Genomic DNA, 23,306 nt, shown 5'->3' with positions numbered 1-23,306 from the left:
AAGGTAAGCAAGTCAGTGATTTACTGGACGTGATTGAAGATCGCTACGAGCAACGCAGCACGATCATCGTCAGTCAGTTACCGGTCTCAGAATGGTACGGTCTGATGGATAACCCGACTGTCGCAGATGCGCTATTAGACAGAGTGATCCACAACGCCCACCGACTAGAATTAACAGGTGAGTCACAACGTAAAAAAACACTGGTTCAGGGTGAAGAAGTCGGGTAAAAAGAGAGCATAAACGAAGGTCAGATCATGCTGGCCGGATCACACCGAAACGCCTGGCCGGATGAAACCGGAACAGGTGGCCGGACAAACCGAAATACGCAACGCAAAAGTGCAGTATAACCGGCGCCAGTTCACATTGGCTTAACGAGCTTTATTTTGTATAGTTAAACGGTAAATTACGTTAAGGACAACGCCATGAAATACCTGATTCTTGTCGTCATTTTTGCATTGCCAGTATCTGCGCAGGTATACAAGTGCGAGGAAAACGGTACAGTAATATATAGCCAAACGCCCTGTGCGCACGATGCGGAGGTTACAGAATACAGCCGCGAGAGTGAAGATGCCGCTCCAGCTATGCAAAATGCGGCGAACGCAGCTGCAGTTAACGCCAGTGACACAATGGATCGCATAGGCTCATCTGTTAAAAAACGCGATATGACAGAAAAAATAAATCGCCTGGAGCGTCAGGCAGCCCGGCAGATTCAACAGCGTGACACTGAAATAGCAAAAATAGTGAACCGCAAAGGGCGTGTTGTACGCAATTTAGCGGGCAATGTTTACGAGGACAGTTTAAATTCTGATATTTTGGCCGTAACTACGCTGTGGAATACACGAATTGATGCGACTAACCGTGAGTTGGATCAGTTAAGAGCGGAATACAACAAGCTATGAATGCATAATGCGAGGGTACTTGTGCAGCTCATCTGCATTGTATAGTAATCGTCGGTGTTTATTTGCTTCTTTTTATAGTGTCTTTGGTGAAAATCTAATTTTGATGCGGTAATAAAAAAGTGCATTTCAGGTTTAGAATTAAAGTGGCAGTTCGATGAAGATACTTACAGTGGAGTAGCTGAAAACAAAATGCCAACATTTCTGCCGGCCTGTTGCTAATTGGTGTATCTGGCGGGAGTTGGACTCATAAATTATCAAATTAAAACATTATGTTATTGATTGGTTGTCTAACATGCTTAACGCGCCGTATACACAATAATATACTTAAAAACAGTATTATCAAGCAGGAAGTAATCCAGCCTCGATAATATCGGAAATTAAGTACTTAACTTCTGTCACAAGAGCAAGAGTAGGATAATTTCCTCTTTCACAATTAGATAACGCTATTAATTTCTGTGCATTCTCGATTGCAGTTTTATAGCGTCGTGACATTTGAACTAAGTCTTCTCCATCTCGAACTGAGTGGAGGACTTGTTTGACATGATTGTTACTATTGCTGAGTAATTGAGGGATATCATCTCTTTGAGTTACGTCAACATAATGCAGAATTAGCCATAAATCAAAACAAGGATTTGAATAAATGGTGGTATAGTCTTTTTGACGTGCTTGTCTCAATACTAATTGAGAATTCCGTATGTGATTTTCTCTAAAGTTTTTGTCATGGTCGAAAACTATATATGAGCTTCGAGAAGCGTTTCTGAAGTGCTTTTTGATAGACTTAAGATGTTCGTCAAGGTCAGAAAAAATATGATGTAATGCGCTATGATGCTCATCACTCTTATCAACAACATGTATGTCATAATATGCGTTAAATCTTTTAGGTATTAGCTTTTCGATTGCTCTAAAATAATTTATTTCGTCCATACCTTCTGTAGCTATCACAAAAGAGCTGGGATCTAGTTGTACTCGTTTCCTTGTTCGGTCTGAAGATCGTTGGCTGAAATTGTCCATAATCTCAACCTTTTGTCATTGGAATTGCGCCAAACAAGCCATCCAGATATGCTTTTCGTATGTCTTTATCATGACGCGTTCCGTATTCGTTCAACGAATATAGTGACGTAGTGTGATCCCATTCCTTTTGGGCAAACCATATCTCGTCTCTTCTCAGCAAATCTAAATCTAATAACTCTGCCTGATGTGTTGTTACTATCAGTTGACCTGCATGGGTATCCAAAGATAAGAATTTTTCAAAAAACAGCCTTGATAAGTTTGGATGAAGGCTTCTGTCGAACTCATCTACGATGAATGTAGCTTTCTCTGAATCTTTTAAATCCTCTGAGCACGTCAAAACAGGGATTAGATCTAATAACCTTACAGTGCCGTCAGATTCATCTGTTGTAGTAAATTCAAACTGATTACCATCTGCGTCTTTATGTTTAAAAATAACCTCGTGTATCTCTATTTCCCCATTTTGGTTTGAGGCAGTATACTCCTTTGAGTTATGGCTAAACTTTACTGACTGGTCATGTTTGGCAATGTCACTTTTTATACGATTAATCAAACTAGTACTGAAAGTCGACAGCTCAATTTTTTCTACGTGAATACTGTCGATACCTGTATCGAACTCTTTTATGTTGTTTCCATAAGCATTGATAGTGCCGTCTAATACATCGTCATTTAATCCGCCATATCGACTCTGTGGAAACACGACGATCAAGCAGAATTTCAAATAAACGAAGGCGGCTCGGATGTATGGACCAAAGCTATTAGGTAGATCGTGCTGAACCTTCTCATTTTGACTAATAACTCCAATAAAAGAGGAATTTGACGGTGAGTACTTAGATAAACCCGTTATAAAATCAATTTCTGATTTTGATTTTAAAACATCTGATTTGAACTCATGAAAATCCCTAGTGATTTTTCTTTCGTATATCAATTTTTCTTTTGATTTGTCGAAACTTACTAATTTTTCATACTCGACGCGTTCGCTGTTGAGCTTTAGAGTCAAAGCTAAATGGTAATCCTGAATTGTAAACTCAATATAAAAAGACGAACTTTCTTTAGGTGACTTTGTCACTTTAAATGGTGAGTACTCTATTTTCTCGTCACTGGCTTTTGAACTAATCACTAATTGCTGTAAGAAATCGATAGCTTTGACAATATTAGATTTGCCAGAGGCATTTGCACCGTATATTAAACTGGTCTTAAGTACCTTTAAGTCCTTATTGTCTTTAATAGGATTAAGTACATGAGATTTGTGATTTCTCAAGCGCGGTGCAGGTCTCAAATTTAGCTCAATAGGTTCAAATATAGAGCGGAAGTTCTCAGCCCTGAAGCAAACTAACATGTCGCCCTCGAAGTTTAACGTGAAAAAATCACGCTAAATATAGATTAATGAGTGGGTGTTTACTAGCAAAATTTATATTTTTCCTAATTTAGCCACCGAGCGTATGGTTGTCTTATCATCGCCTAGTCTTTATGTCCCATTTGCTTTGCAATCCATGAGGGGTCTTTCCCTCAGTAAGCATCATGGAAGCATATGTATGACAGCTTGTATAGGGACACCTGTAAGTCACATTTGCTCTTTTGAGTGCGGGTTTCCAGAATCTTTCTCTCATTACACCGTCCTACTTCCAAGGTAAAAGAGTGCGAGGGTCAAGAAAAACGCGGAATTCTGACGATTTGTGTTTCTGTGTAATGCGACTTTTTCATTTCCGTTCTCCTCAAACGTAGTTTACGCTGGAGAACTCTAATCGGGAATGCACCTAGTTTAGGGGATGTTTACAGTTGCTTTGTGTTTGGCAAAGGCTTTTATCATTGGTGTATCAGCTGACAAATCTAAATCAGCAATACACACGGCATCTTGTACCGCATCTAGCAGTTTTAACGCGCTGTAATACTAAAATTGGTTTTTGTCATTAAGGTATTTTTCGAGGATATCGAAGCTGATGCCGATGGGGTCATCACAGATGTTTTGTTGGTACTTTGCGAAAAAGTTGGCCGCAGAATGACAAAAATTGGCAACAGGATGACAATTTCCAGACGTGTTTCGGGTACTGTCGGTCAGTTCGTTCGCGTGGGTGCGTATAGATAAGCTTTTGTTTTTAAGGTGGAAATAAAGAGCGGCGCTATTTGCGCCGCTCTCATTTTTGGTGGAGCTGGCGGGAGTTGAACCCGCGTCCGAAAAACCTACATCTTCGGTACTACATGCTTAGCACATTCATTTAGTTAACCCTATGAGCGCCGAATGGCAGGCTATCGTCGGGCGAGCCTGATTGGTTTTAACGTGTTGTCTCCAGGCGAAGACGCGACGCGATTCTGTTAGGGGTGATCTTCCAGAGTCTCAGCTTACAGACATGCGTGAGGGGAAGAGCTATCTACTGCCTATTAAGCAGCGATTGCGTATGTTTCGTCGTTTGCGACTAGTTTTTTGCGGTTTTTTTACGAGGCCTACCGCACCTCGGCATGCACCTAGGAGTTCGTGAATCCCGTCGAATCCAGAATCAGCCCCGAATTCTGTATGGAACACTTACACACCATAGTGTTTGGCTATTGTACGCAGCTGACTGTTGTTACACAAGCAAGCATTGCACCTTTGCCGTTTTTTCCTGTCGCCTTACTTAGATGGGGTTAGGCCGCAGAAGTTTCAAGTATTATTTTACGTTTACTGTTAACGCTTGGAGTGCTTCATCATGCGTTCTTTCTCGCGTGACCAGTCTCTGTCTTTAATATCGTCACGCTTATCAAAGGTTTTTTTACCTTTGGCTAAATGAAACTCCAGCTTAACCCAGCAGGCTTTCCAGTACATGGCAGTGGCTATCAGCGTAAAGCCGTCGCGCTCTTTTAAGCCGACTAACTTATCCAGCTCGCGTTTGTGCAGCAATAACTTGCGGCTGCGCTCAGGGTCGCATATCACATGGCTGGAAGCGCTGTTTAGTGGCTGAATTTGCGCACCGAGTAAGAAAGCTTCGCCATTGTGTAAAATGACATAAGAATCTGACAGGTTAACTTTACCTTCGCGGATGCTTTTCAGCTCCCAGCCCTGCAGGGCCATACCCGCTTCATAGCGGTCTTCCAGAAAGTACTCGTGCCGTGCCTTTCTGTTTTGCGCTATGGTGCCGTTTTTGTTTTTACTAACTTGTTTTTTACTCATAATTCGTTATTTGTCGCAGCTCTGTTTTATGGGTCAGCGATGGCTCAAGCCTTGTTGCAGCGCGTTATTCTGTTACAATCGGCGGCGGGTTTAAAGGGGAGAGAGTATGCCACAAATTGAGCGCAGTGCGCTGGTTTTTTACAGTGCACAGCAGATGTTTGACTTAGTCAACGCTGTACCTGACTATCCGCAATTCCTGCCTGGCTGCACCTCTGCCCGTATTGTCAGCCAGTCTGAAACAGAGATGGTGGCATCACTTACAGTTTCCAAGGCTGGTATTGGCCATTCTTTTACCACCCGTAATACCTTGTATCCGCATCATCGTATTGCTATGCAGTTGGTAGACGGCCCGTTTAAGCAGTTACACGGCGGTTGGGAGTTTCAGCCATTAAGTGAAACGGCCTGTAAGGTTATTTTAAGGCTGGAGTTTGAATTTTCCAGCCGGCTTATTCAGTTTGCCTTTGGTAAAATTTTTGGTGAACTGACAGCTGCCATGGTGAATGCCTTTACGCAACGGGCAAAGCAAGTATACGGAGAAAACCATGTCTGAGCAGATCATGATAGAGGTGGCCTATGCGCTGCCAGAGCGGCAAAGCCTGATGACATTATCGGTTAACCGTAACAGCACTGTGCAGCAGGTTATTGAGCGCTCAGGCATTTTACAGCAGTTTGCTGAAATTGACCTTGCCGTGCAAAAGGTCGGGATCTGGAGCCGGCCGGTAAAGCTTGATGATAGGGTAAAAGCGGGCGACAGAATTGAAATTTACCGGCCGCTGATTGCCGATCCAAAAGATTTACGCCGTCGCCGGGCCGAGAAAGCCAAAGAAGAAGGCCGGGCAGACAAAGTAACCGGTGGCCGGCCACACGAAGCTAAAAACGCTACCGAATAAAAAAACCAGCTTAATAGCTGGTTTTCTTCGGCTGGCTGTTAAAAAGCAGTCTTTATACAGGGTAAAGCTTAAATATCCAGCGGCGTGCTAAACTCGGCCGATTTGTCAAAGTCGCCTTTTATATCCTGCAATTTGTCGTCTTTAAATTCAACAATCAGCTGCTTTTCAAAGTTATTGCCACGGCCACCTTTGAGGGCATAAAAATAGTGCCAGGTGTCGTTGTCAAATGCATTACTGGCTACCGGGCTGCCTAAGACATAAGTTACCTGCTCTTTGGTCATGGCCACACGCAGCTTATCTACATCTTTTTGTTCTAAAAAGTTGCCCTGCGGAATATCGATACGGTAAATCCAGCTGCTGCAGGCACCAAGGCTAAGTATGCCAACTACCAGGCATAAGGTTTTAATTACTGCTTTCATCTGTCACTTCTGCTTAATCTGATTGGCTTCATCATACCCTATGACAAGCCTTGTGAAAAACCTTCTTTCAGACTGCCGGTGCACATAAAAGTTCTCGGGCATTTGCCAGCGCGCTGGCGCTGATATTCTCACCTGCCAGCAAGCGTGCAATTTCACTGATACGCTCTTCGTCGCCCAGAGTGCGCATGCGGGTTTCTGTGGCAATGCCGTCGGTATACTTTTCCACAAACAGTTGCTGATGCCCCTGGCTGGCTACCTGTGGTAAGTGGGTAACACAAATAATTTGCGTGCTTTCACCCAGCTGGCGCAGTAAACGGCCGACACCGGCCGCAACCGGGCCGCTGATGCCAACGTCTACTTCATCAAAAATCAGTGTAGGGGTAGTTACTTTGTCGGCCAGTATTACCTGTATTGCCAGGCTGATGCGTGATAACTCGCCGCCCGATGCCACTTTATGCATTGCCTGTAACGGCTGGCCCGGATTGGTAGATACCTGAAATTCAACCGCATCAATGCCGCTGGCACTGGCCTGTTCGGCAGCCATAGTGGTTAGCTGTATTTCAAAGCGGGCATTTGCCATGCTAAGTTCATGCATGCTTTTACTGACCTGACTACTAAGTGCACTGGCGGCCTGACGGCGCTGCTCACTTAATTGCTCTGCCTGTGCCATATAGTCTAACTCGGCCTGGCCAATATCAGCGGCCAGTTGCACCAGGCGTTTGTCGTTGCCGGTAAGGGTTGCCAACTGCGCAGACAGTTGCTGATGCAGTGCGGGTAGGGCCTCGTGTGCTACCTGATGTTTACGCGATAAGTTCAGCCAAAGGCCAAGGCGCTCATCTACCTGCGCTAAACGTTCCGGGTCCAGCTCAACTTTGTCGGCATAACGGCGTAGTTCGCGGCTGGCTTCTTCGGTTTGTACCAGCGCATCGTTCAGCATCTGAGCTATGTTGTTCAGTGCCGGGTCCAGGGTTGCCAGCTGTTCTAACTGGGCAGTGGCAACAGATAATGCCTGATAAATATTTTGCTGTTCGTCATCATACAACAGCTGCAGGCATTGCTGGCTCTGGCTTAATAACGTATTGCCGTGACTTAAGCGGCTGTGTTCGGCTTCCAGATCGGGGTATTCATTTTCCTGCGGGGCAAAGTTATCCAGCTCGGCTACCTGATATTCCAGCAACTGGCGCTGGGCATCACGTTGCTGTTGCGATTGCTGTAAATCGCCATACTCACGTTGTAATTGCTGCCAGTTGCGCCAGGCATGGCGGGTGGCATCCAGTGTTGCACTGTTGGCGGCAAACGCATCCAGTAATTGGCGCTGGTAGTCGCTTTTTAGCAGTTGCTGGTGCGCGTGCTGGCCATGAATACTGAGTAAATACTGGCCTAAGGCTTTAAGTTGCTGCGCCGGTACCTGCACGCCATTAATATAACCACGCGAGCGGCCCTCGCTGCTAACCACGCGGCGCACAATGCACTCGTTGCCCATGGCAAGGTCTTGCTCTGTCAGCCAGTGCTGTGCGGCTTTAAGTTTACTGATATCAAAGCTGGCGACGATATCGGCTTTATCTGCACCGGGGCGCACTACGCTGGCATCGGCCCGCTCGCCCAAACACAATGATAAAGCGTCAATAGCGATAGATTTACCGGCACCGGTTTCACCGGTAATGGTAGACATACCACTGGCCCAATCGATTTCCAGCGCGCGGACAATGGCAAAATTACTGATATGCAGATGACACAGCATGCGATGCTCCAACCTGAATAAAGTTACGCTACAGAACAACTGTGAAAAATAACAGTGTTTATTTATACAGTAACTTTATACAGGAATTGTACAATAGGCAAGCAGCGGTTTAATAAAGTTTGCTACCCCAGCCCAACTTATTGCGCAGCACATGAAAGTAGCTGTAACCCGGCGGATGCACTAACCGAAGTGGCGTAGGGTGTTTGCGGATATAAATATCATCGCCAGGCATTACTGCCAGAATAACGTGGCTGTCGCAGCTGATCTGTAAATGAGCATCGTTAGTGCTGGCCACTTTAAGCCTGATTTCGCTATTGCCCGACACTACCAGCGGCCTGCTGCTTAACGTATGCGGAAACATGGGTACCAGACTGACGGCGTCTAGATCCGGTGTCAGGATCGGGCCGCCGCCGGAGAGTGAATACGCGGTGGAGCCGGTAGGGGTGCTGATAATAAGGCCATCGGAGCGTTGGCTGTAAACAAACTCGTCATTGATGTAGGCTTCAAACTCTATCATATGCGCCACTTTATCGGCGTGCAGTACGGCTTCGTTTACGGCACTGTTGCTGCTTTTTACCGTACCATGGCGGTGTACCGATATTTCCAGCAGGTTGCGTTTTTCAGTTACAAAGTTACCTGCCAGCACCTCGCTTAGTGGCTGTTGAAAATCCTCCGGTGCCAAATCGGTTAAAAACCCTAAATTACCGCGGTTAACACCCAGTACCGCCACATCGAAGCGCGCCAATACCCTGGCTGCTCCGAGCATATTGCCGTCGCCGCCAACAACAATCGCCAGGTCGCACTTTTTACCCAGTTCAACCAGATCGAGTATTTCTACACCCGGCAGCGTAAGCGATTGGGCTACGCGTTCTTCAACGTAAACTTTCAGCCCCTGCTGTTGTAAAAAACTGTACAGGCTGATTAGCGTATTATTCGCGCCCTGATGGTGTGGTTTGCCAATCAGGCCAACGGTGGTAAAGGCATGTTGCATAGCAGTTTCCTTTCAATGCGTTAGCGCAGTATAACGGCAGCACGCGTTGGACACTAGGCCGTGTTTTACTTGAATTGGCACTTATTGCCCCCATATCCAAGCTCAATGATGAAGTGAGTATGTCGCATGACGTTAGCCCTGAACCGATCTGAGTTGATTTTAAAGCTGATTGTTGAACAGTATCTGCTGGATGGCCAGCCTGTATCATCAAAGTTGCTGGCGGATCATGCTCAGCTGGCCGTAAGTTCGGCTACGGTGCGTAACACCATGATGGCACTGGAGCAGCAGGGCTTAATCCGCTCGCCGCATACCTCGGCCGGGCGCATTCCCACTACTGCCGGTATTCGTTTATTTATCGATAAAATGCTGCAACTGCAGCCGCTTACCAGCATGTGGAATAATGAGTTACAGCGCAGGCTTACGCCGCAGTTGCCGGTATCTTTATTGTGCCAGCAAGCCGGGCAGTTACTGACTAACCTCACCGGCTTTGTCGCTATTGTCAGTGCGCCTAAAGCCGACGGCCGTATTGTGCGGCAGATTGATTTAGTGCGCCTGGCCAGTGACAGATTACTGCTTGTGGTAATAGATGAAGACGGTGATATTTTGCACCGGGTGCTGCACTGCGAAAGCGCGATAGACAGCAATACATTGAGCAAAGTGCTGTGTTTATTAAACGCGGCTTTAGGTGGCGGCGGGCAGTGGCAGGATGGTATTGAACGGCTTGGCAGCATAGTGCGTAGCGAAACCGGCTTGTGTCAGCAACTATTGCAAAAAGTACTGGGGCAACTAAGTCTGGATGAGCTGCAGCAGCATCAGCCATTAATTTACGGCCAGCATCAGTTATTGCTGGCGCCGGAATACCAGCAAAACCCGGCGCTGCAACAGGTGATGCAGATGCTGGAACAGCCCGACGGCCTGATCCGCCTGTTACAAACCGTAACGCAGGATGAGCAGCCAAAACTATTGCTGGGTAAAGAGTCTGGTTTTATTGAACTGGCGAATGTCAGTGTCATAGTGCAGCGTTATCAACAACAGCCAAAACGCTTTATTGCTTTACTGGGGCCGCGCAGAATGAATTACGCCCGGCTGATCCCGTTAGTGGAAGCCTGTGCGCGCCAATTAAATTTAAACTTGAATCGGCGCCAGGTATCCCCATAATACACCTACTTAATTTGGGAGTAGTAACACATGACAGAGCAACACCAGCCAAACGACAATGCGCCAGAGCAAGCCAACGAGCATGCCGACACAGTAGAGCTGTCGGGTGAGCAGGCAATTATTGCCAAACTGGAAGCCGAATTGGCCGACGCTAACGCCCGTGTGGCAGAGCAGCAGGATTTGATGCTGCGTATTAAGGCAGAATCTGAAAACGTGCGCCGCCGTGCCACGATGGACGTAGAAAAAGCCCATAAGTTTGCCCTGGAAAAATTTGCCGGTGACTTGTTACCGGTAGTAGATAACCTGGAGCGGGCGCTGGGCTTTATCAACCGGGAAGATGAAGCATTAAAAGGGGTGGTGGAAGGCGTTGAGCTGACCCTGAAAAGCTTTCTGGATACGGTAGCTAAATACGGCGTAAACCAAATTGACCCGCAAGGCCAGCCATTTAACCCTGAGCATCATCAAGCGATGAGTATTCAGCCATCTGCTGATGTTGCACCCAATACCGTTACCTTTGTAATGCAAAAGGGCTATGAGTTAAACGGCCGTTTATTACGCCCGGCAATGGTAGGTGTATCTAAAGCCGTGGAATAAATTCGCGTAAGACTTAGAAAAGCAAGTCGGTATCAGTTTATCGAATCGGCTTGCCCACACCAACACGCCGTAAACCCATCCGTGGGGGCTCGATTCAGGCATCCATGCCTTCAACGGTTGGCTTAGGGCAAACCGGTTCTCATCGGTGCGTTCTGCCTTGCTTACAATAATTCCCGATAGATATAAGCTGCCAGCGGATGTTGCTGTTGTTTTAAATCCTGCACAAAAAACTGCGCTATTTTGCTGGCACCTTGCAGTGTCAGGTGGGTGTTATCCACTTTGCCGTCGGGAAATTTTTGATACAAACCTGCCGGTACCTGAATAAAATATGGCTGGCTGTTATCTTTACCCTGCTGTTGCCAGAAATCACAACTTAGCTGCTGTAAGTCAAAAAAGCTGACTTTTGTTTCCTTGGCTACTTTGGCAGCGGCACTGGCGTAATCGGCCAGATCACGTTTTAAGCTGCCATCTTCGGCAAAGTTACGCCGGCAAATTGAGCTTGCCAGCATGGGGGTGGCGCCACGCTCGCGTATATCAGCAATAAATTGTGTTAAAAATGTCTGATAATCGCTGTCAAAAGCGGCATAGCGCGCCGGATCCGATTCTTTTGAATCATTATGACCAAACTGGATCAGCACATAATCGCCGTTGCCGAGCTCACTTAACAGTAATTGCCAGCGGCCTTCAGTTAAAAAACGCCGGGTGCTGCGGCCATTAGCGGCATGGTTCACTACAGTTAACTGTGGTAATAAAAACTGTGGCAGCAACTGGCCCCAGCCGCGCTCGGGGTAAGCCAGGTTGGGTTTATCCGACATGGTTGAATCGCCAACCAGATGCAATTTTACCGGTTTTATTTCAGTAGCTTGCGCTTGGCTCAAGCCAAAGCATAAAGCCACAATAAGCAGATACTTCATGTGTTATTCCTTATTTAGTTGCAATAGCATTTTTACCTGTTGTTCCGGATCCCAGCGGCCAGCAAAAGTCCACTTGGCAGTGATTTGCTCCGGCGATAGTTGTGATGGATGCTCGGCTAAATTAGCTTTAAGCCAGTGATAAACCACCTGCTTGTTATCGCTGTGGCTAAAATAGTAGCGGTCGCCCCATAGATTGGCACGGTCGTGTTCTGGCTCGGTTGGGTAGGTGTGGCGGAATATCGGCTTGTCGGCCATATTGGGGCTGTACTGGTTATTAATCAGGTAAAACTGGGCGTCATAATGGCGCCGGCCCAGCATAAAGCCAGGCACGCCGTCAAAGTGCGAGTCGCGCACCACCATTTTTTGCTGCTCGTTTAACTCGCCGTCATGCCATAAAGTGGCGTAGGCTTTTTTATTAATAAAAGTACTGTTGCTGAAAAACGCCCACCCACGCGGGCAAACCATATCGGTATGGCCTTCAAAGTAGCAGTTGTCGTGGTAATACATGCCGTCGGTTTTATTCCACAGGCTTAACGTGTCGGCACCGCCGGCAATAATGCGGCAGTTAGCGGTAATAATGCGGGTAGCCTGCTCAAAGCCACGCACGGCAAATTGGTGTTCATTATCCCCGGTTAGCTCGCCATAGCTGTTTACAATACTGATATTAAGCAGCGCAATGTCGCTGGCGCGGATATTCACCACTGCCGCGCCCCAATCGCTGGGGTGCTGCTTTAACCAGTTAGTGCGCAGCTCTGCGACGCGAATTTCGGTTTTATCAGCACCTGCACCAATTAGCGCCACTTTATTGCGGGTGAGATAAATTTTTTCTGTATAGACGCCAGGGCTAATCTGAATAATGGCTTGAGTATCGTTATCGGGCAGGCTGTTTATGGCTTGCTGAATACTGCGAAAGGGTGCATCGCCGCTTTGTGCCACCTGCAGGCGGATGATATCGGCGAAGCTGGTTGTGCTGATAAACAGCAGTAACAGGATGCAGAATGGAAAGGCTTTTTGCATATATTTGATTCCAAAAAAGCCGGTACCACAAGATTACCGGGGCAACATAGCGAGAATCGACTTGCCCTAAGCTAACCGTTGAAGGCATGGATGCCTGAGTCGAGCCCCCAGGGATGGGTTTACGGCGTGTTAGCGTGGGCAAGCCGGTTCGTGCCGAAGCATCAAAACCGGCTAAACACAGGAAGAAACTTAGTTAGTACCAAGCAGTTTCGCTATTTGCACGCCGGCCATAATAAAGGGGCCGTTGGCTTTAGCGTCGTTACGAAATACCGGTTCACTCATATAGTAGTGGTAGCTGCCATCACGGCCAAAACCTAAACCGGCAACCTGGCAGGTATTGACTAAGCTTATGCTGTTATCCGGATGTACCAGAATAAATTCATTTACCAGGCCTTCGTAAGCTTTTACTGCGGTGGCTTTATAGCGGGCATCCAGATAACCGTTATTTACGCCTTTAGCAAAGAAATAAGTAAACATGCCACTGGCAGACGATTCTAAATAATTACCCGGTGCGTTGGGTTTATCCAGGATCTGATACCAGGTGCCGTTGTCATGCTGTACTTTTACCAGTGCTTCGGCCAGTTCTGCTGTCATATCCAGTAATGGCTGGCGCAATGCGGTTTGATCTGCAGGAATAATTTCCAGCACATCCACTAACGCCATGGCTAACCAGCCTAAACCACGGCCCCAGAACTGGCTGGCCAGGCCGGTGTTTTTATCGGCCCAATCCTGCTCGCGGGCTTCATCCCAGGCGTGGTAATACAAGCCGGTATTGAGGTCACGCAGTTTGTCGCGGCTGATGGTAAATTCTTTTACCACTTCGTCAAAAGCATGGCCTTGCTCAAACGCTTTGCTGTAGTTGGCCAGAAAGGGCATACCCATGTACACGCCGTCGAGCCATAGCTGGTGCGGGTAAATTTGTTTATGCCAGAAGGCACCCTCAGAAGTGCGTGGGTGTTCAGCTAACTGTTTACGCAGTAAATCCAGTGCCTGTTTATACTCTGGCTTGGGGTTACGCTGGTATTCACGTAGCAGCATATTGCCGGTATTTAAACTGTCGATATTATGGTTACTGAGTTTGTACGTGCGGATATCACCGTCGCTGGTAATAAAAGAATCAATAACATCAGTCAGCACCTGTTGCCACTGGGCATTAGGTTTAACTTTAAGCAGGTCGTCATAGGCTTGCAACTGTAAGCCGGTAGTATATTCCCATTTGCTTGGGCGCTGGCGCTCGTAATCCCAGCCACCATAAGCATAGTAAGGGGTTTGCCGTACCATTTCGCTGGCGGCTAAACGCTCGCTCCAGTTTAACGCTACGTCGGCAGTTAAGGCTCCAGCTTTTTGCTGCTCAGACAGTGCGGTTTTAAGCGACAACCTGGGCGTCAGCGTAAGTTTTTCTACTTCTTGTTCAAGGTATTCAACAAACTCGGCTTCGGTTTTAATACCGCCCGGCTCACCATCCCAGGCTGAAAGGAAATAGTATTCCAGCTCGGTGCCTGATGGCGTCATTACTGCAACATGGCTGTTTTCATCGCCGGTCAGCTGTTTATTGGCGCCACGCTTATACAAAATGGCCATGCCCAGTTTATCGTTGCCTCCGGTCAGGGTTTGCTCGCCCCAGGTGGCCAGATATGTCCAGCTGTGGCCGGTCACTTCTGATTTACCATGCAATACTTGGGTATTAGGCAAGCGCACTAGACCGATGGCGATATTGTCCAGCGGCTCGGTTAAAGACAAACGGGTATGTACCAGGCGGCTACCGGCAGTCATGGACAGGTTAGCGGTTAAGTTGGTGGTTTTACCGGCAATTTGCCAGTCTTTATACTGAATTTGCAGCGCAGAATATACAGCGCCGTTTTCAATTACTTTGGCGGTGTGGCCGCTGACAGTAGAAACCAGCTGCACCTTATCACCGTCCCAGTAGCCGAAACCGCCGGCGCCAAGCGATTTACCTACTTTAAGTAAATCCATGCCCCAGTCGGCCATTTCATGGTACGACTTATAGCCGTCCAGCCCTACCTGATGCAGCACCGGTTTACCGGTTTTATTGCCAAATACATCAAAGCCGTTACGCCAATCCAGATAAATGCGATAGCCGACTTTATCTGATTCTATGCCCGGGCCCTCGTAGCGGATCCACTCGGAATGATCGGTATATTGCGCGGGTGGGGTCAGCTCGGTGACGTTTTGAAACTCACCGCCAATGTATTTGCTGTCCTGCCACTGGCCACCGGTTTTATACGATATTTCTGCCTGGGTATGCTTGGTTAACTGCTGGGCGTTAAACAGCGCAGTATCATTCAGGATCTGCAGTTGTTTTGTCTCAACAGCAGCGAAATCAAACTGTAATAACAGGCTGTCTTTATTGCCATCGCCATTATGATCAATCAGTTGTGACGGCACTGTATTGCCACCTTCCAGTGCCACTAACGCCTGTGCCTGGCTTGCTGTTACGCCAAGATCACTAAATGGCAGCAGCAGGTTTTGTTCTTTGCGTGCAAAAGTGGATGGGTTACTGACACTGAGGTTGGCAATACTGCTGTCGTTGCTGCCAACCGACTGTGGAGCAGTAGCAGAAGGTTGTGGCGAGCAAGCGCTGACAACTGTGGCAATGCTGATACTTAACAAGGTTTTGCCAAAAAGAATGCGGGCCATAAGGTACCTGTTATTACAATTCGTACGTCCATGCATAGTAAAACGGGCCTTCCGTGGCTCAGCGTTTTGCGGGAGAAATTAAAACCGCTATGCCGGAGCATAGCGGGTAGTGCATCGAGGCGATATCAGAACTTGTACTGAGCGCCTAAGTAGTACTGACGACCAGTGCTGTGGTAGTAGGTTAAGCGGTTGCCGCTTGAATCTACCCATTGATCATCTACTTCGTCAGTCAGGTTAAGCGCTTCAAAGCTTATTTTCCAGTTGTCGGTTAACTGGTAAGACATAGCTGCATCAATGTTACGGGTAGCGTTGGTGCCTTCCATATCGTTGTTGTCGCGGCCGATAGCGTTCGTCAGATACTTAGAGCGATCAGTCAGTGATACACGGGCGCTGAATTTGTCATCTTCATAGTACAGCGTGGCGCTGCGGGTAGACTCTGACAAACCCTGTAAATCGCGGGTTGCCAGCAGCTGACCATCGGCGTTAATGTAATCCATCTGCGCTTTTACGTAAGTGTAGTTACCGATAAAGCCAAAGCGGTCCCAGAATTCTGGCAGGAAGCTAAACGGCATCTGATACTGCACTTCAAAGCCATACAGGTTGCCACCAGGGCCATTTAATGGCGTATTGGTTTGCCACTCTACGTTTTCATTACAGTCCGGGCCATAGCCAGGGCCGGCATTACAGGCATCAATTGCTGCCTGAATCGGTAAGCCGGTTTCGGTAAATGGCTTGGTTTCACGCAGGCCCTGCACATAGCTGTCGATATCCTTACGGAATACCGCCACACCTAACAAAGATTCATTGTCAAAGTACAGCTCTAAGCCCAAGTCATAAGTTTTGGCTTTGGTGGGTTCCAGTGTGGGGTTACCACCGCTAACACTGCGTGCACCACCAGATACAGAAACAGAAACGTTAGGGCGTATACTGCCTAAACCGGCACGAGCCATTACTTCGGCATAACCAAAACGGATAATGACATCTTCTAATGGTTCAAATACCAGGTTAAGAGATGGTAAAAATTCGTTGTAATCATGCTTGGCAGTAATTAATTCATTTACCCCCCCCAGCGTTGCCCAGGCGGTAGAAGACTGATCGGTTTTTATATAACGGCCGCCAACATCACCGCGAATGGTGGTATCGCCCACTTCAGTTTCAAATGCCAGCTGTAAATAAGTGCCTAAGGTTTTCTCTTCAGCGGAGTAGTTATCTACTAGTCGCGTTGCAATACCAACCTCAAAAACGCCTGAATTACCATATATATCATATGCTGCGTCAATCGCTGCAAGGTCAGGCAAAACCCAGGTATTCTGGCTGCCGATACTGGCGTCGTAGTTCATAATCAGATCGGGTGTCATTACCACACCGCCAGCGTTCTCGCCCGATAGGCGGCGCGCTTCGCGGGTTTCAAATTCAAACTTTTTATAATGCACGCCGCCGCGTAATGTCAGATTATCGTTTAATACATATTCCAGATTTAACGCGGCATTATCGAAGGTATTTTCTGCACCTAACGGACGAAGCCGCACGCTGCTTGTCGTCCAGCCATTAGCATCATAGGCGCCGGCGCCAAATAACAGTTCAGGGTTATCGCGTTTGCTGCCACGGTAATCGTAGCTGAAATCTAAGCCTGCTTTATCCATTACCACTGTGGTTTGGATCGGGTTATCAAATTCAGATTTCGCCCGGCCCACCATGGCATCAATTTTCAGGTTATCCGTTAACTGATGCTGACCACTTAAGCTAAATTGCAGAAAGTCTGTAGACAGTTCATCGTAACGCAGCTCGTTGCGAATTAATGCATTTTCAAAAGCGGCATAGGTAACGGTATTAGTATTATCGATTTCGTAATCAATAACATTCATGTTACCGGTTGTACCAGTTGCTACTGGTGCGGCGAGGTTTGCGCGATTAGTGCCGGCGTTCAGGATCGCCTGCATAAAGGCTTCCTGGCGGGTTGAATCATCTTTAGAGTACAAAATATCCAGGTTAAAGCGGGTTTCCTGGCTGGGGCGGAATTCAAATGCCGCCGCCATACCGGTACGTTTTACGTTGTGCTCGTATGAATCGTAGCGTGGTAAACGTGGCCGGAACGCATCGTTAATCTGTTGTAACTCAGGCGCCTGGCTATCGCCGCGGTACCTGCCAAAGTCATTGACGTTGTTCCAGCGCACTGTGCTGGCACCTTCGTCTTTAATATTGCGCTCTGAATAAGCGGCAGAAAACAGCACGCCAAATTTGCCGTCAGCAAAAATATTGCTGACTAAAAATGAGCCTTTAGGGTCTACTTCTTCAGATAAATCGTTATAGCCACCTTGTACGTTGGCGGCAAAGGTAAAGCCGTCATAGTCAAATGGCCGCGCTGTGCGCAGGTCTACCGTGGCGCCAAGCGAGCCTTCTTCTACATTGGCAGAGGCCGTTTTGCGTACTGTTAGTTCGCTGAATAAATCAGATGAAAAGGTATTAAAGTCAAAGCCGCGGCCACGGTTAGCACCGCCGATTGCGTCGGTACCGCCGCTGGTAGATTGTGCTTCCATACCGTTAATGCGTACGCGGGTAAAATCCGGGCCTAAGCCGCGGACAGAAATCTGCCGGCCTTCACCAGCAACACGGCTGATCGCCACGCCAGGAATACGCTGTAAAGACTCTGCTAAGTTAAGATCCGGAAAGTCAGCAATATCTTCAGCTTTGATCGTGTCGGTAGAGCCGGTTTCAAAGCGCTTTTGGTTTAAAGCACTGGCCAGGCTGCCACGAAAGCCACCAGTTACGGTAATAACTTCAATGTCTTGTTCCTGTACTTGTGCTGTTGGTTGCTCTTCGGCTTGCTGTGCCTGCAGTGCCGGAGCAGCGCCAAGCACGGTAGCTAAACCGGCCAGCGTAAGCGCGCGCACCAGTTTAGTGGGGCGGAATTGCGTGTTGCGATAAGCCATTTTATATACCTCGTCCTGAATTGACTTGTAGTTTTAGCCTGAGTCATGCCCGGGCTTTTTGTGTTTTTTCAGGAGCAAAGTAACTTTGCTCCCTGTTGATTTGCTTGTTTCGTATTCAGCCTATATGCTTTGTCTACCGGTGGCAAAAAAAACTTGCAATTTTGTGCCACCGATGGCAAAAAGCTAACACCATCAACTAAAATCTGTCAATTATTGGCGATAATAAAATCAGTCTAATTTGTCAGCAAAACTCGCCAGTATGGCTTAACTGATTGATTAGTTGATATTTTAGAGTTGTTTCGAATTTTAATTTTGTTCCATATATGAACGAAATATCGTGATGACAAAGTTTATTTAACCGCAGGAGGCCATTATGGCAGCATTATTTTCTCTCGCCGGGCAGACCGCTTTGGTAACCGGCGCCAGCCGCGGTTTGGGCCAGGCTATTGCTGTAGCGCTGGCGCAGGCTGGTGCTAAAGTGCTGTGTGCCAGCTCAACTGTTGCAGGCAGCCGCGATACAGTAGCAATGATCACCGAGCAGGGCTTCGAGGCCATTGGTTTAGCGGCAGATTTAAGTGATGAGGCTGCAGTAGAGCAACTGGCGCAGCAGGCGCTGGCGCAAGGCACAGTTGATATTCTGGTTAACTGCGGCGGTACTATTTTCCGTGCCCCGGCGCATCAGTTTCCGATGAGCGAATGGCACAAAGTGATCGCAGTAAACTTAGACGCGGCTTTTTTACTCAGCCAGCGTTTAGGGGCCGAAATGATTAAGCGCCAGCAGGGCAAAATTATTAATATCGCCTCAATGTTATCCTACAGCGGCGGTATTACCGTACCGGCGTACACCGCCAGCAAACATGCTATTGCCGGTGTGACCAAAGCACTGGCCAACGAATGGGCGCAACACAATATTCAGGTGAATGCTATTGCGCCGGGTTATTTCCGTACCGACAACACCGCTGCGTTGCAAGCCGATACCGAGCGTAACGCCGCTATTACTGCGCGCATCCCGGCAGCACGCTGGGGCGAACCGGAAGATTTAGCCGGTGCTGCGGTATTTCTGGCGTCAAATGCCAGCAATTATGTTAATGGCCATGTACTGGCGGTAGATGGCGGCTGGCTGGCGCGCTAAACACTTTACTTTTTAACTGAGGTTTTTATGACTGTTTTATTTGAAAGCCGTTACCCGACACATCCGGATGACGTAAAGCACTATGACACTGACGAGCTGCGCCAGCATTTTCTGGTAGATAACCTGATGCAAGCCGACAAGCTGGTATTATGTTACACCCATTACGAGCGCGTTATTGTTGGTAGTGCTGTACCGGTAAAAGCCGCGGTAAAGCTTGACGCGCCAGAGCCACTTAAAGCGCAGTTTTTTCTGCAGCGCCGTGAGCTGGGTATTATCAACGTTGGCGGTAGCGGTAAAGTGTCTGTTGATGGCACCGATTACGAGCTGAAAAACACTGAAGCGCTATATGTTGGCATGGGCGCACGCGATGTGAGCTTTCACAGCAATGACAGTACAAAACCTGCCAAATTCTATTTAAATTCTGCACCGGCGCATCATGCTTACCCCACCAAACACCTGACGATGGATAACTGCACCGTGCTGCAAATGGGCGCGTTGGAAACATCGAACGAGCGGGCTATTCACCAACTGATGATTAATGATGTGGTGCAAACCTGCCAGTTGCAAATGGGCTTAACGGTGCTCAAACCCGGCAGCGTATGGAACACCATGCCGGCGCACCAGCACGACCGGCGGATGGAAGCTTATTTTTATTTTAACCTCGGTGATGATCAGCGCGTGTGTCATTTTATGGGCCAGCCGCAGGAAACCCGGCATATCTGGGTGGGTAATGAGCAGGCGGTAGTATCACCGGCGTGGTCTATTCACAGTGGCTGTGGCACCAGCAATTATGCCTTTATCTGGGGTATGGCCGGTGAAAACCTGGATTACCACGATATGGATAAATTTCCTGCCAGCGCAATGAAGTAGCAACTGGCCTTTCGCTGCCGCAGGCAGCAATTGTACCGAGTAAGGCATGCAGCAAGATATGCCACTCCTAGCAACAGGGTAGGACGAGTTATGAGAACTATCACCCGGCGGGCCAGCGGCCTGCTGTTGGTGGCGGCTGCTCTGCTGATCGGCTGTAAGCCGCAGCAGGAAGTAACCACCTTACGGCTGGCGCATGCGCTGGATCAGGAACATGGGGTGCACAAAGCCATGGTGTTAATGGGCGAACGGCTTGCGCATTATTCCAACGGCACTATGCAGATTGAGATCTACAGCGGCGGCCAGCTTGGCAATGAACGCGAATTAGTTGAACTGCTGCAAATTGGCAGCCTGGCAATGACTAAAGTGTCGGCCAGCTCAGTAGAAAGCTTTGTGCCGCAAATGCGCGTATTTAGCGTGCCCTATATTTTTAATGATAACGCCCATTTATGGCAGGTGTTAAACGGCAAAACCGGCACTGAATTACTGATGGCGCTGCAACCGGCACGCTTACGCGGCCTGGGCTACTATGACGCCGGCAGCCGCAGTTTTTACTCTACCAATACCGAAATTAATACTCCGGCTGATTTACGTGGCAAAAAATTCCGCGTGCTGGCCAGCCAAACCGCAGTGCGGATGGTTGAAGAGTTAGGTGGCGCTGCCACACCGGTAGATTGGGGCGAGCTGTATACCGCTCTGCAGCAGGGCGTGGTAGATGGTGCAGAAAATAACCCGCCAAGTTTTTATTTATCGCGCCATTACGAGTTAAGCAAATATTACACCCTGGACGAACATACGGCGGTGCCGGATGTACTGATTGTCAGCCTGCCGGTATGGCAGGATTTAACCCCCCAGCAGCAGGAATGGCTGCAGCGCGCCGCTAACGATTCTATCGTTTACCAGCGCGAAGCCTGGCAGCAATCTTCTGACGAAGCGCTGGCCGCCGTGAAAGCTGCCGGCGTAAAGGTAATTTACCCGGATAAACAGCCGTTTCGCGATGCGGTAGCGCCGTTTCATCGAAGCCTGCAACAAACTGATATTGGCCCCTTACTGCAGCAAATTGCCGATATCGGCGCGCAAATGGAGGCAAAAAATGACTAAGTTAATCCAGGTCGTTGATAGCTTGCTTAAGTGGTTTCTGGCCGGATTAATGGGCGGCATAGTGCTGGTGGTGTGCTGGCAGGTAGTATCACGTTACATATTAAATGCGCCCAGCTCAATTACCGAAGAGTTGTCACGCACCTTTTTAATCTGGATTGGTATGGTAGGAGCGGCCTTTGCTTATCGTACCGGTGTGCATCTGGGGCTGGATATCGTTACGCAGAAGTTTCCACCGGCAATCCAGCGGCGTTTGGCGCTGGTGCTGACAGCGTCGGTGGTAATTTTCGCTATCGCCGTAATGGTGATTGGTGGCGGTAATCTGGTAGCTCTGACCTGGGAGCTAAACCAGATGTCAGCCGCGCTGGGCATTAAGATGGCTTATATCTATATTGCTGTGCCGCTGTCCGGTGTGCTGATTGCTTTTTATGGTATTTGCCAGCTGTATTTTATGGCCTGTAACAAACCGACACCGGCAGTTGAGGGGATGCACTAATGGAAATGGCAATTCTGGTTTTACTGCTGGTGTTTTTCGGCCTGTTGCTGCTTAACGTACCTATTTCATTTTGTATTGGCCTGGCAACGCTGGCCACTATGTTGCTTAGTGTCGACTTTATGCCGGCGGTTACTACCATGGCGCAACGTATGGCCGGCGGCATTAACAGCTTTGCGCTGCTGGCTATTCCGTTTTTTGTGCTATCGGGCCTGATTATGGGCCGCGGTGGTATTGCCAAACGGCTGATTGAGTGCGCCATGGCGCTGGTGGGTATGTTACCCGGCGGCCTGGCACTGGTGAATGTGATGTCCTGTATGTTTTTCGGCGCGATCTCAGGCTCTGCCGTAGCAGCGACCTCGGCCATTGGTAGCTTTATGCTGCCGGAGATGAAAAAGCAGGGCTACGATGTTAACTACAGTGCTGCCGTAACGGCAGCAGCAGCTACTACCGGTATGCTTATTCCGCCAAGCAATATTCTTATTGTGTACGCAATTGCCAGCGGTGGCGTATCGATTGCCGCGCTGTTTATTGCCGGTTACCTGCCTGGTATTTTATTGGGTGTATCACTCATGATCGTTTGTGCCGGTTACGCCAAAATAAAGGGCTATCCGGTAGCGGCGCGTTTACCGCTTAAACTGGTGGTACAAAAAGTGGCGGCAGCCTTGCCCAGCCTGTTTATGATTTTTCTGGTGATTGGCGGCATTGTCAGCGGCGTATTTACTGCCACTGAAGCTGGTGCTATTGCGGTGGTGTATTCGCTGATATTAGCAGTAGGCATTTACCGCGAAGTAAACACTACTGAACTGCCGGGCATTTTAATGAAAGCCGCTGAAACCACGGCCATCGTGCTGGCGCTTATTGCTACTTCATCGGCTATGTCATGGATTTTATCTTACGAGCAAATTCCACAGGCAATAAGTGCAGCCATGCTGACGATCAGTGAAAACCCGCTGTTAATTCTGCTGATGATTAACCTGATTTTGTTGCTGGTAGGCGCCTTTATGGATATGACCCCAGCAGTGTTAATTTTTACGCCAATTTTCCTGCCGGTAGCAGTAGAGCTGGGCATGAGCCCGCTGCATTTTGGCATTATGATGGTACTGAATTTATCTATCGGCCTGGTATCACCGCCGGTGGGCAGTGTGCTGTTTGTTAGTTGTGCTATTGCCAAAACCAAGCTTGAAGCCATTATCCGGCCGTTAATGCCGTTATATCTGGCAATGTTTGTGGTGCTGATGCTGGTAACTTATGTGCCGGCAATCAGTGAATGGTTGCCAAAGCAGTTTGGCTTTTAACCGGCTTGTTTCTTAACCAATTTGGTTTTCAACAGATCCTAAACTCAGGAGTTA

The 23,306-nt window shown here is 48.1% G+C and carries 21 protein-coding genes and 1 other RNA gene; 11 read left to right on the top strand and 11 right to left on the bottom strand.

Annotated elements, in window-relative coordinates; translation table 11 throughout:
• Together BLW68_RS14310 and BLW68_RS14305 are read left to right on the top strand one after the other, a co-directional pair.
• Positions 1 to 227 (top strand): ATP-binding protein (locus tag BLW68_RS14310; RefSeq protein ID WP_177172252.1); only part of this gene is annotated, 227 nt, incomplete at its 5' end.
• A gap of 195 nt (positions 228 to 422) precedes the next feature.
• The gene (locus BLW68_RS14305; protein WP_092794773.1) at positions 423 to 899 is read left to right on the top strand and encodes a DUF4124 domain-containing protein; all 477 of its coding nucleotides are present in this window, start codon (positions 423 to 425) and stop codon (positions 897 to 899) included.
• Between the two features lie 339 nt (positions 900 to 1,238).
• On the opposite strand, the gene BLW68_RS14300 is transcribed toward BLW68_RS14305, so the two are convergent.
• From BLW68_RS14300 to smpB, 4 genes are all read right to left on the bottom strand, one after another.
• On the bottom strand, positions 1,239 to 1,910 hold the full coding sequence (locus BLW68_RS14300) for an RloB family protein (protein ID WP_092794770.1): 672 nt from the start codon (positions 1,908 to 1,910) through the stop codon (positions 1,239 to 1,241).
• Positions 1,911 to 1,914: 4 nt separating this feature from the next.
• Positions 1,915 to 3,186, bottom strand: coding sequence for an AAA family ATPase (locus BLW68_RS14295; RefSeq protein WP_245728345.1), 1,272 nt, complete (start codon positions 3,184 to 3,186; stop codon positions 1,915 to 1,917).
• 863 nt (positions 3,187 to 4,049) lie between these two features.
• Positions 4,050 to 4,410: a transfer-messenger RNA gene (gene ssrA, locus BLW68_RS14290) on the bottom strand.
• A gap of 159 nt (positions 4,411 to 4,569) precedes the next feature.
• Positions 4,570 to 5,052: an SsrA-binding protein SmpB gene (smpB, locus tag BLW68_RS14285; RefSeq protein WP_092794764.1), complete on the bottom strand. Its 483-nt coding sequence runs from the start codon at positions 5,050 to 5,052 to the stop codon at positions 4,570 to 4,572.
• 106 nt (positions 5,053 to 5,158) lie between these two features.
• On the opposite strand from smpB, the gene BLW68_RS14280 reads away from it, so the two are divergent.
• Together BLW68_RS14280 and BLW68_RS14275 are read left to right on the top strand one after the other, a co-directional pair.
• The gene (locus tag BLW68_RS14280; RefSeq protein ID WP_092794759.1) at positions 5,159 to 5,602 is read left to right on the top strand and encodes a type II toxin-antitoxin system RatA family toxin; all 444 of its coding nucleotides are present in this window, start codon (positions 5,159 to 5,161) and stop codon (positions 5,600 to 5,602) included.
• Positions 5,595 to 5,942, top strand: a complete 348-nt coding sequence (locus BLW68_RS14275; protein ID WP_092794756.1) for an RnfH family protein — start codon at positions 5,595 to 5,597, stop codon at positions 5,940 to 5,942. Before BLW68_RS14280 ends, BLW68_RS14275 begins: the two co-directional genes overlap by 8 nt.
• A 68-nt stretch (positions 5,943 to 6,010) precedes the next feature.
• On the opposite strand, the gene BLW68_RS14270 is transcribed toward BLW68_RS14275, so the two are convergent.
• The 3 genes from BLW68_RS14270 to nadK form a co-directional block, all read right to left on the bottom strand.
• Positions 6,011 to 6,361 (bottom strand): outer membrane protein assembly factor BamE, encoded by a 351-nt coding sequence (locus BLW68_RS14270; protein WP_092794752.1) that lies wholly within the window; start codon positions 6,359 to 6,361, stop codon positions 6,011 to 6,013.
• A 67-nt stretch (positions 6,362 to 6,428) separates the two neighbouring features.
• Positions 6,429 to 8,102 (bottom strand): DNA repair protein RecN, encoded by a 1,674-nt coding sequence (recN, locus tag BLW68_RS14265; RefSeq protein ID WP_092794748.1) that lies wholly within the window; start codon positions 8,100 to 8,102, stop codon positions 6,429 to 6,431.
• Positions 8,103 to 8,211: 109 nt separating this feature from the next.
• Entirely contained in the window at positions 8,212 to 9,093 is an 882-nt protein-coding gene (gene nadK / locus BLW68_RS14260; RefSeq protein WP_092794745.1) for an NAD(+) kinase, read from the bottom strand.
• A 126-nt stretch (positions 9,094 to 9,219) separates the two neighbouring features.
• Between nadK and hrcA the strand changes: the two genes are divergently transcribed.
• Both hrcA and grpE read left to right on the top strand, forming a co-directional pair.
• Positions 9,220 to 10,251, top strand: coding sequence for a heat-inducible transcriptional repressor HrcA (gene hrcA / locus BLW68_RS14255; RefSeq protein ID WP_092794741.1), 1,032 nt, complete (start codon positions 9,220 to 9,222; stop codon positions 10,249 to 10,251).
• A 30-nt stretch (positions 10,252 to 10,281) separates the two neighbouring features.
• Positions 10,282 to 10,845 (top strand): nucleotide exchange factor GrpE, encoded by a 564-nt coding sequence (gene grpE / locus BLW68_RS14250; RefSeq protein WP_092794738.1) that lies wholly within the window; start codon positions 10,282 to 10,284, stop codon positions 10,843 to 10,845.
• Positions 10,846 to 11,006: 161 nt separating this feature from the next.
• On the opposite strand, the gene BLW68_RS14245 is transcribed toward grpE, so the two are convergent.
• The 4 genes from BLW68_RS14245 to BLW68_RS14230 form a co-directional block, all read right to left on the bottom strand.
• Entirely contained in the window at positions 11,007 to 11,759 is a 753-nt protein-coding gene (locus BLW68_RS14245; protein ID WP_092794735.1) for a rhamnogalacturonan acetylesterase, read from the bottom strand.
• 3 nt (positions 11,760 to 11,762) lie between these two features.
• Positions 11,763 to 12,776 (bottom strand): pectinesterase family protein, encoded by a 1,014-nt coding sequence (locus BLW68_RS14240; protein WP_092794732.1) that lies wholly within the window; start codon positions 12,774 to 12,776, stop codon positions 11,763 to 11,765.
• Between the two features lie 189 nt (positions 12,777 to 12,965).
• Positions 12,966 to 15,434 (bottom strand): glycoside hydrolase family 88 protein, encoded by a 2,469-nt coding sequence (locus BLW68_RS14235; RefSeq protein ID WP_092794729.1) that lies wholly within the window; start codon positions 15,432 to 15,434, stop codon positions 12,966 to 12,968.
• Positions 15,435 to 15,559: 125 nt separating this feature from the next.
• Entirely contained in the window at positions 15,560 to 18,364 is a 2,805-nt protein-coding gene (locus tag BLW68_RS14230; protein WP_092794726.1) for a TonB-dependent receptor, read from the bottom strand.
• A 373-nt stretch (positions 18,365 to 18,737) separates the two neighbouring features.
• Between BLW68_RS14230 and BLW68_RS14225 the strand changes: the two genes are divergently transcribed.
• The 5 genes from BLW68_RS14225 (at position 18,738) to BLW68_RS14205 (ending at position 23,252) form a co-directional block, all read left to right on the top strand.
• Complete coding sequence (locus BLW68_RS14225; protein ID WP_092794723.1) at positions 18,738 to 19,496, top strand: SDR family oxidoreductase; 759 nt, start codon at positions 18,738 to 18,740, stop codon at positions 19,494 to 19,496.
• A 27-nt stretch (positions 19,497 to 19,523) separates the two neighbouring features.
• Positions 19,524 to 20,366 (top strand): 5-dehydro-4-deoxy-D-glucuronate isomerase, encoded by an 843-nt coding sequence (gene kduI, locus BLW68_RS14220; RefSeq protein WP_092794719.1) that lies wholly within the window; start codon positions 19,524 to 19,526, stop codon positions 20,364 to 20,366.
• 90 nt (positions 20,367 to 20,456) lie between these two features.
• Positions 20,457 to 21,464, top strand: coding sequence for a TRAP transporter substrate-binding protein (locus BLW68_RS14215; protein WP_092794716.1), 1,008 nt, complete (start codon positions 20,457 to 20,459; stop codon positions 21,462 to 21,464).
• Positions 21,457 to 21,957: a TRAP transporter small permease gene (locus tag BLW68_RS14210; RefSeq protein ID WP_092794713.1), complete on the top strand. Its 501-nt coding sequence runs from the start codon at positions 21,457 to 21,459 to the stop codon at positions 21,955 to 21,957. Before BLW68_RS14215 ends, BLW68_RS14210 begins: the two co-directional genes overlap by 8 nt.
• Positions 21,957 to 23,252: a TRAP transporter large permease gene (locus tag BLW68_RS14205; RefSeq protein WP_092794710.1), complete on the top strand. Its 1,296-nt coding sequence runs from the start codon at positions 21,957 to 21,959 to the stop codon at positions 23,250 to 23,252. Before BLW68_RS14210 ends, BLW68_RS14205 begins: the two co-directional genes overlap by 1 nt.
• Positions 23,253 to 23,306: the final 54 nt, after the last annotated feature.

Origin of the sequence: Rheinheimera pacifica, assembly GCF_900108485.1 — a bacterium.
GTDB classification, from domain to species: Bacteria; Pseudomonadota; Gammaproteobacteria; order Enterobacterales; family Alteromonadaceae; genus Alishewanella; species Alishewanella pacifica.
The sequence above is the reverse complement of the archived record's forward strand: the minus strand, read 5'-3'. Positions and strand labels throughout refer to the sequence as shown.

Coding starts and splice junctions, on each gene's coding strand:
- BLW68_RS14305 (WP_092794773.1), top strand. CDS start 423: ATGAAATACCTGATTCTTGTCGTCATTTTTGCATTGCCAGTATCTGCG.
- BLW68_RS14300 (WP_092794770.1), bottom strand. CDS start 1,910: ATGGACAATTTCAGCCAACGATCTTCAGACCGAACAAGGAAACGAGTA.
- smpB (WP_092794764.1), bottom strand. CDS start 5,052: ATGAGTAAAAAACAAGTTAGTAAAAACAAAAACGGCACCATAGCGCAA.
- BLW68_RS14280 (WP_092794759.1), top strand. CDS start 5,159: ATGCCACAAATTGAGCGCAGTGCGCTGGTTTTTTACAGTGCACAGCAG.
- BLW68_RS14275 (WP_092794756.1), top strand. CDS start 5,595: ATGTCTGAGCAGATCATGATAGAGGTGGCCTATGCGCTGCCAGAGCGG.
- BLW68_RS14270 (WP_092794752.1), bottom strand. CDS start 6,361: ATGAAAGCAGTAATTAAAACCTTATGCCTGGTAGTTGGCATACTTAGC.
- recN (WP_092794748.1), bottom strand. CDS start 8,102: ATGCTGTGTCATCTGCATATCAGTAATTTTGCCATTGTCCGCGCGCTG.
- nadK (WP_092794745.1), bottom strand. CDS start 9,093: ATGCAACATGCCTTTACCACCGTTGGCCTGATTGGCAAACCACACCAT.
- hrcA (WP_092794741.1), top strand. CDS start 9,220: ATGACGTTAGCCCTGAACCGATCTGAGTTGATTTTAAAGCTGATTGTT.
- grpE (WP_092794738.1), top strand. CDS start 10,282: ATGACAGAGCAACACCAGCCAAACGACAATGCGCCAGAGCAAGCCAAC.
- BLW68_RS14245 (WP_092794735.1), bottom strand. CDS start 11,759: ATGAAGTATCTGCTTATTGTGGCTTTATGCTTTGGCTTGAGCCAAGCG.
- BLW68_RS14240 (WP_092794732.1), bottom strand. CDS start 12,776: ATGCAAAAAGCCTTTCCATTCTGCATCCTGTTACTGCTGTTTATCAGC.
- BLW68_RS14235 (WP_092794729.1), bottom strand. CDS start 15,434: ATGGCCCGCATTCTTTTTGGCAAAACCTTGTTAAGTATCAGCATTGCC.
- BLW68_RS14230 (WP_092794726.1), bottom strand. CDS start 18,364: ATGGCTTATCGCAACACGCAATTCCGCCCCACTAAACTGGTGCGCGCG.
- BLW68_RS14225 (WP_092794723.1), top strand. CDS start 18,738: ATGGCAGCATTATTTTCTCTCGCCGGGCAGACCGCTTTGGTAACCGGC.
- kduI (WP_092794719.1), top strand. CDS start 19,524: ATGACTGTTTTATTTGAAAGCCGTTACCCGACACATCCGGATGACGTA.
- BLW68_RS14215 (WP_092794716.1), top strand. CDS start 20,457: ATGAGAACTATCACCCGGCGGGCCAGCGGCCTGCTGTTGGTGGCGGCT.
- BLW68_RS14210 (WP_092794713.1), top strand. CDS start 21,457: ATGACTAAGTTAATCCAGGTCGTTGATAGCTTGCTTAAGTGGTTTCTG.
- BLW68_RS14205 (WP_092794710.1), top strand. CDS start 21,957: ATGGAAATGGCAATTCTGGTTTTACTGCTGGTGTTTTTCGGCCTGTTG.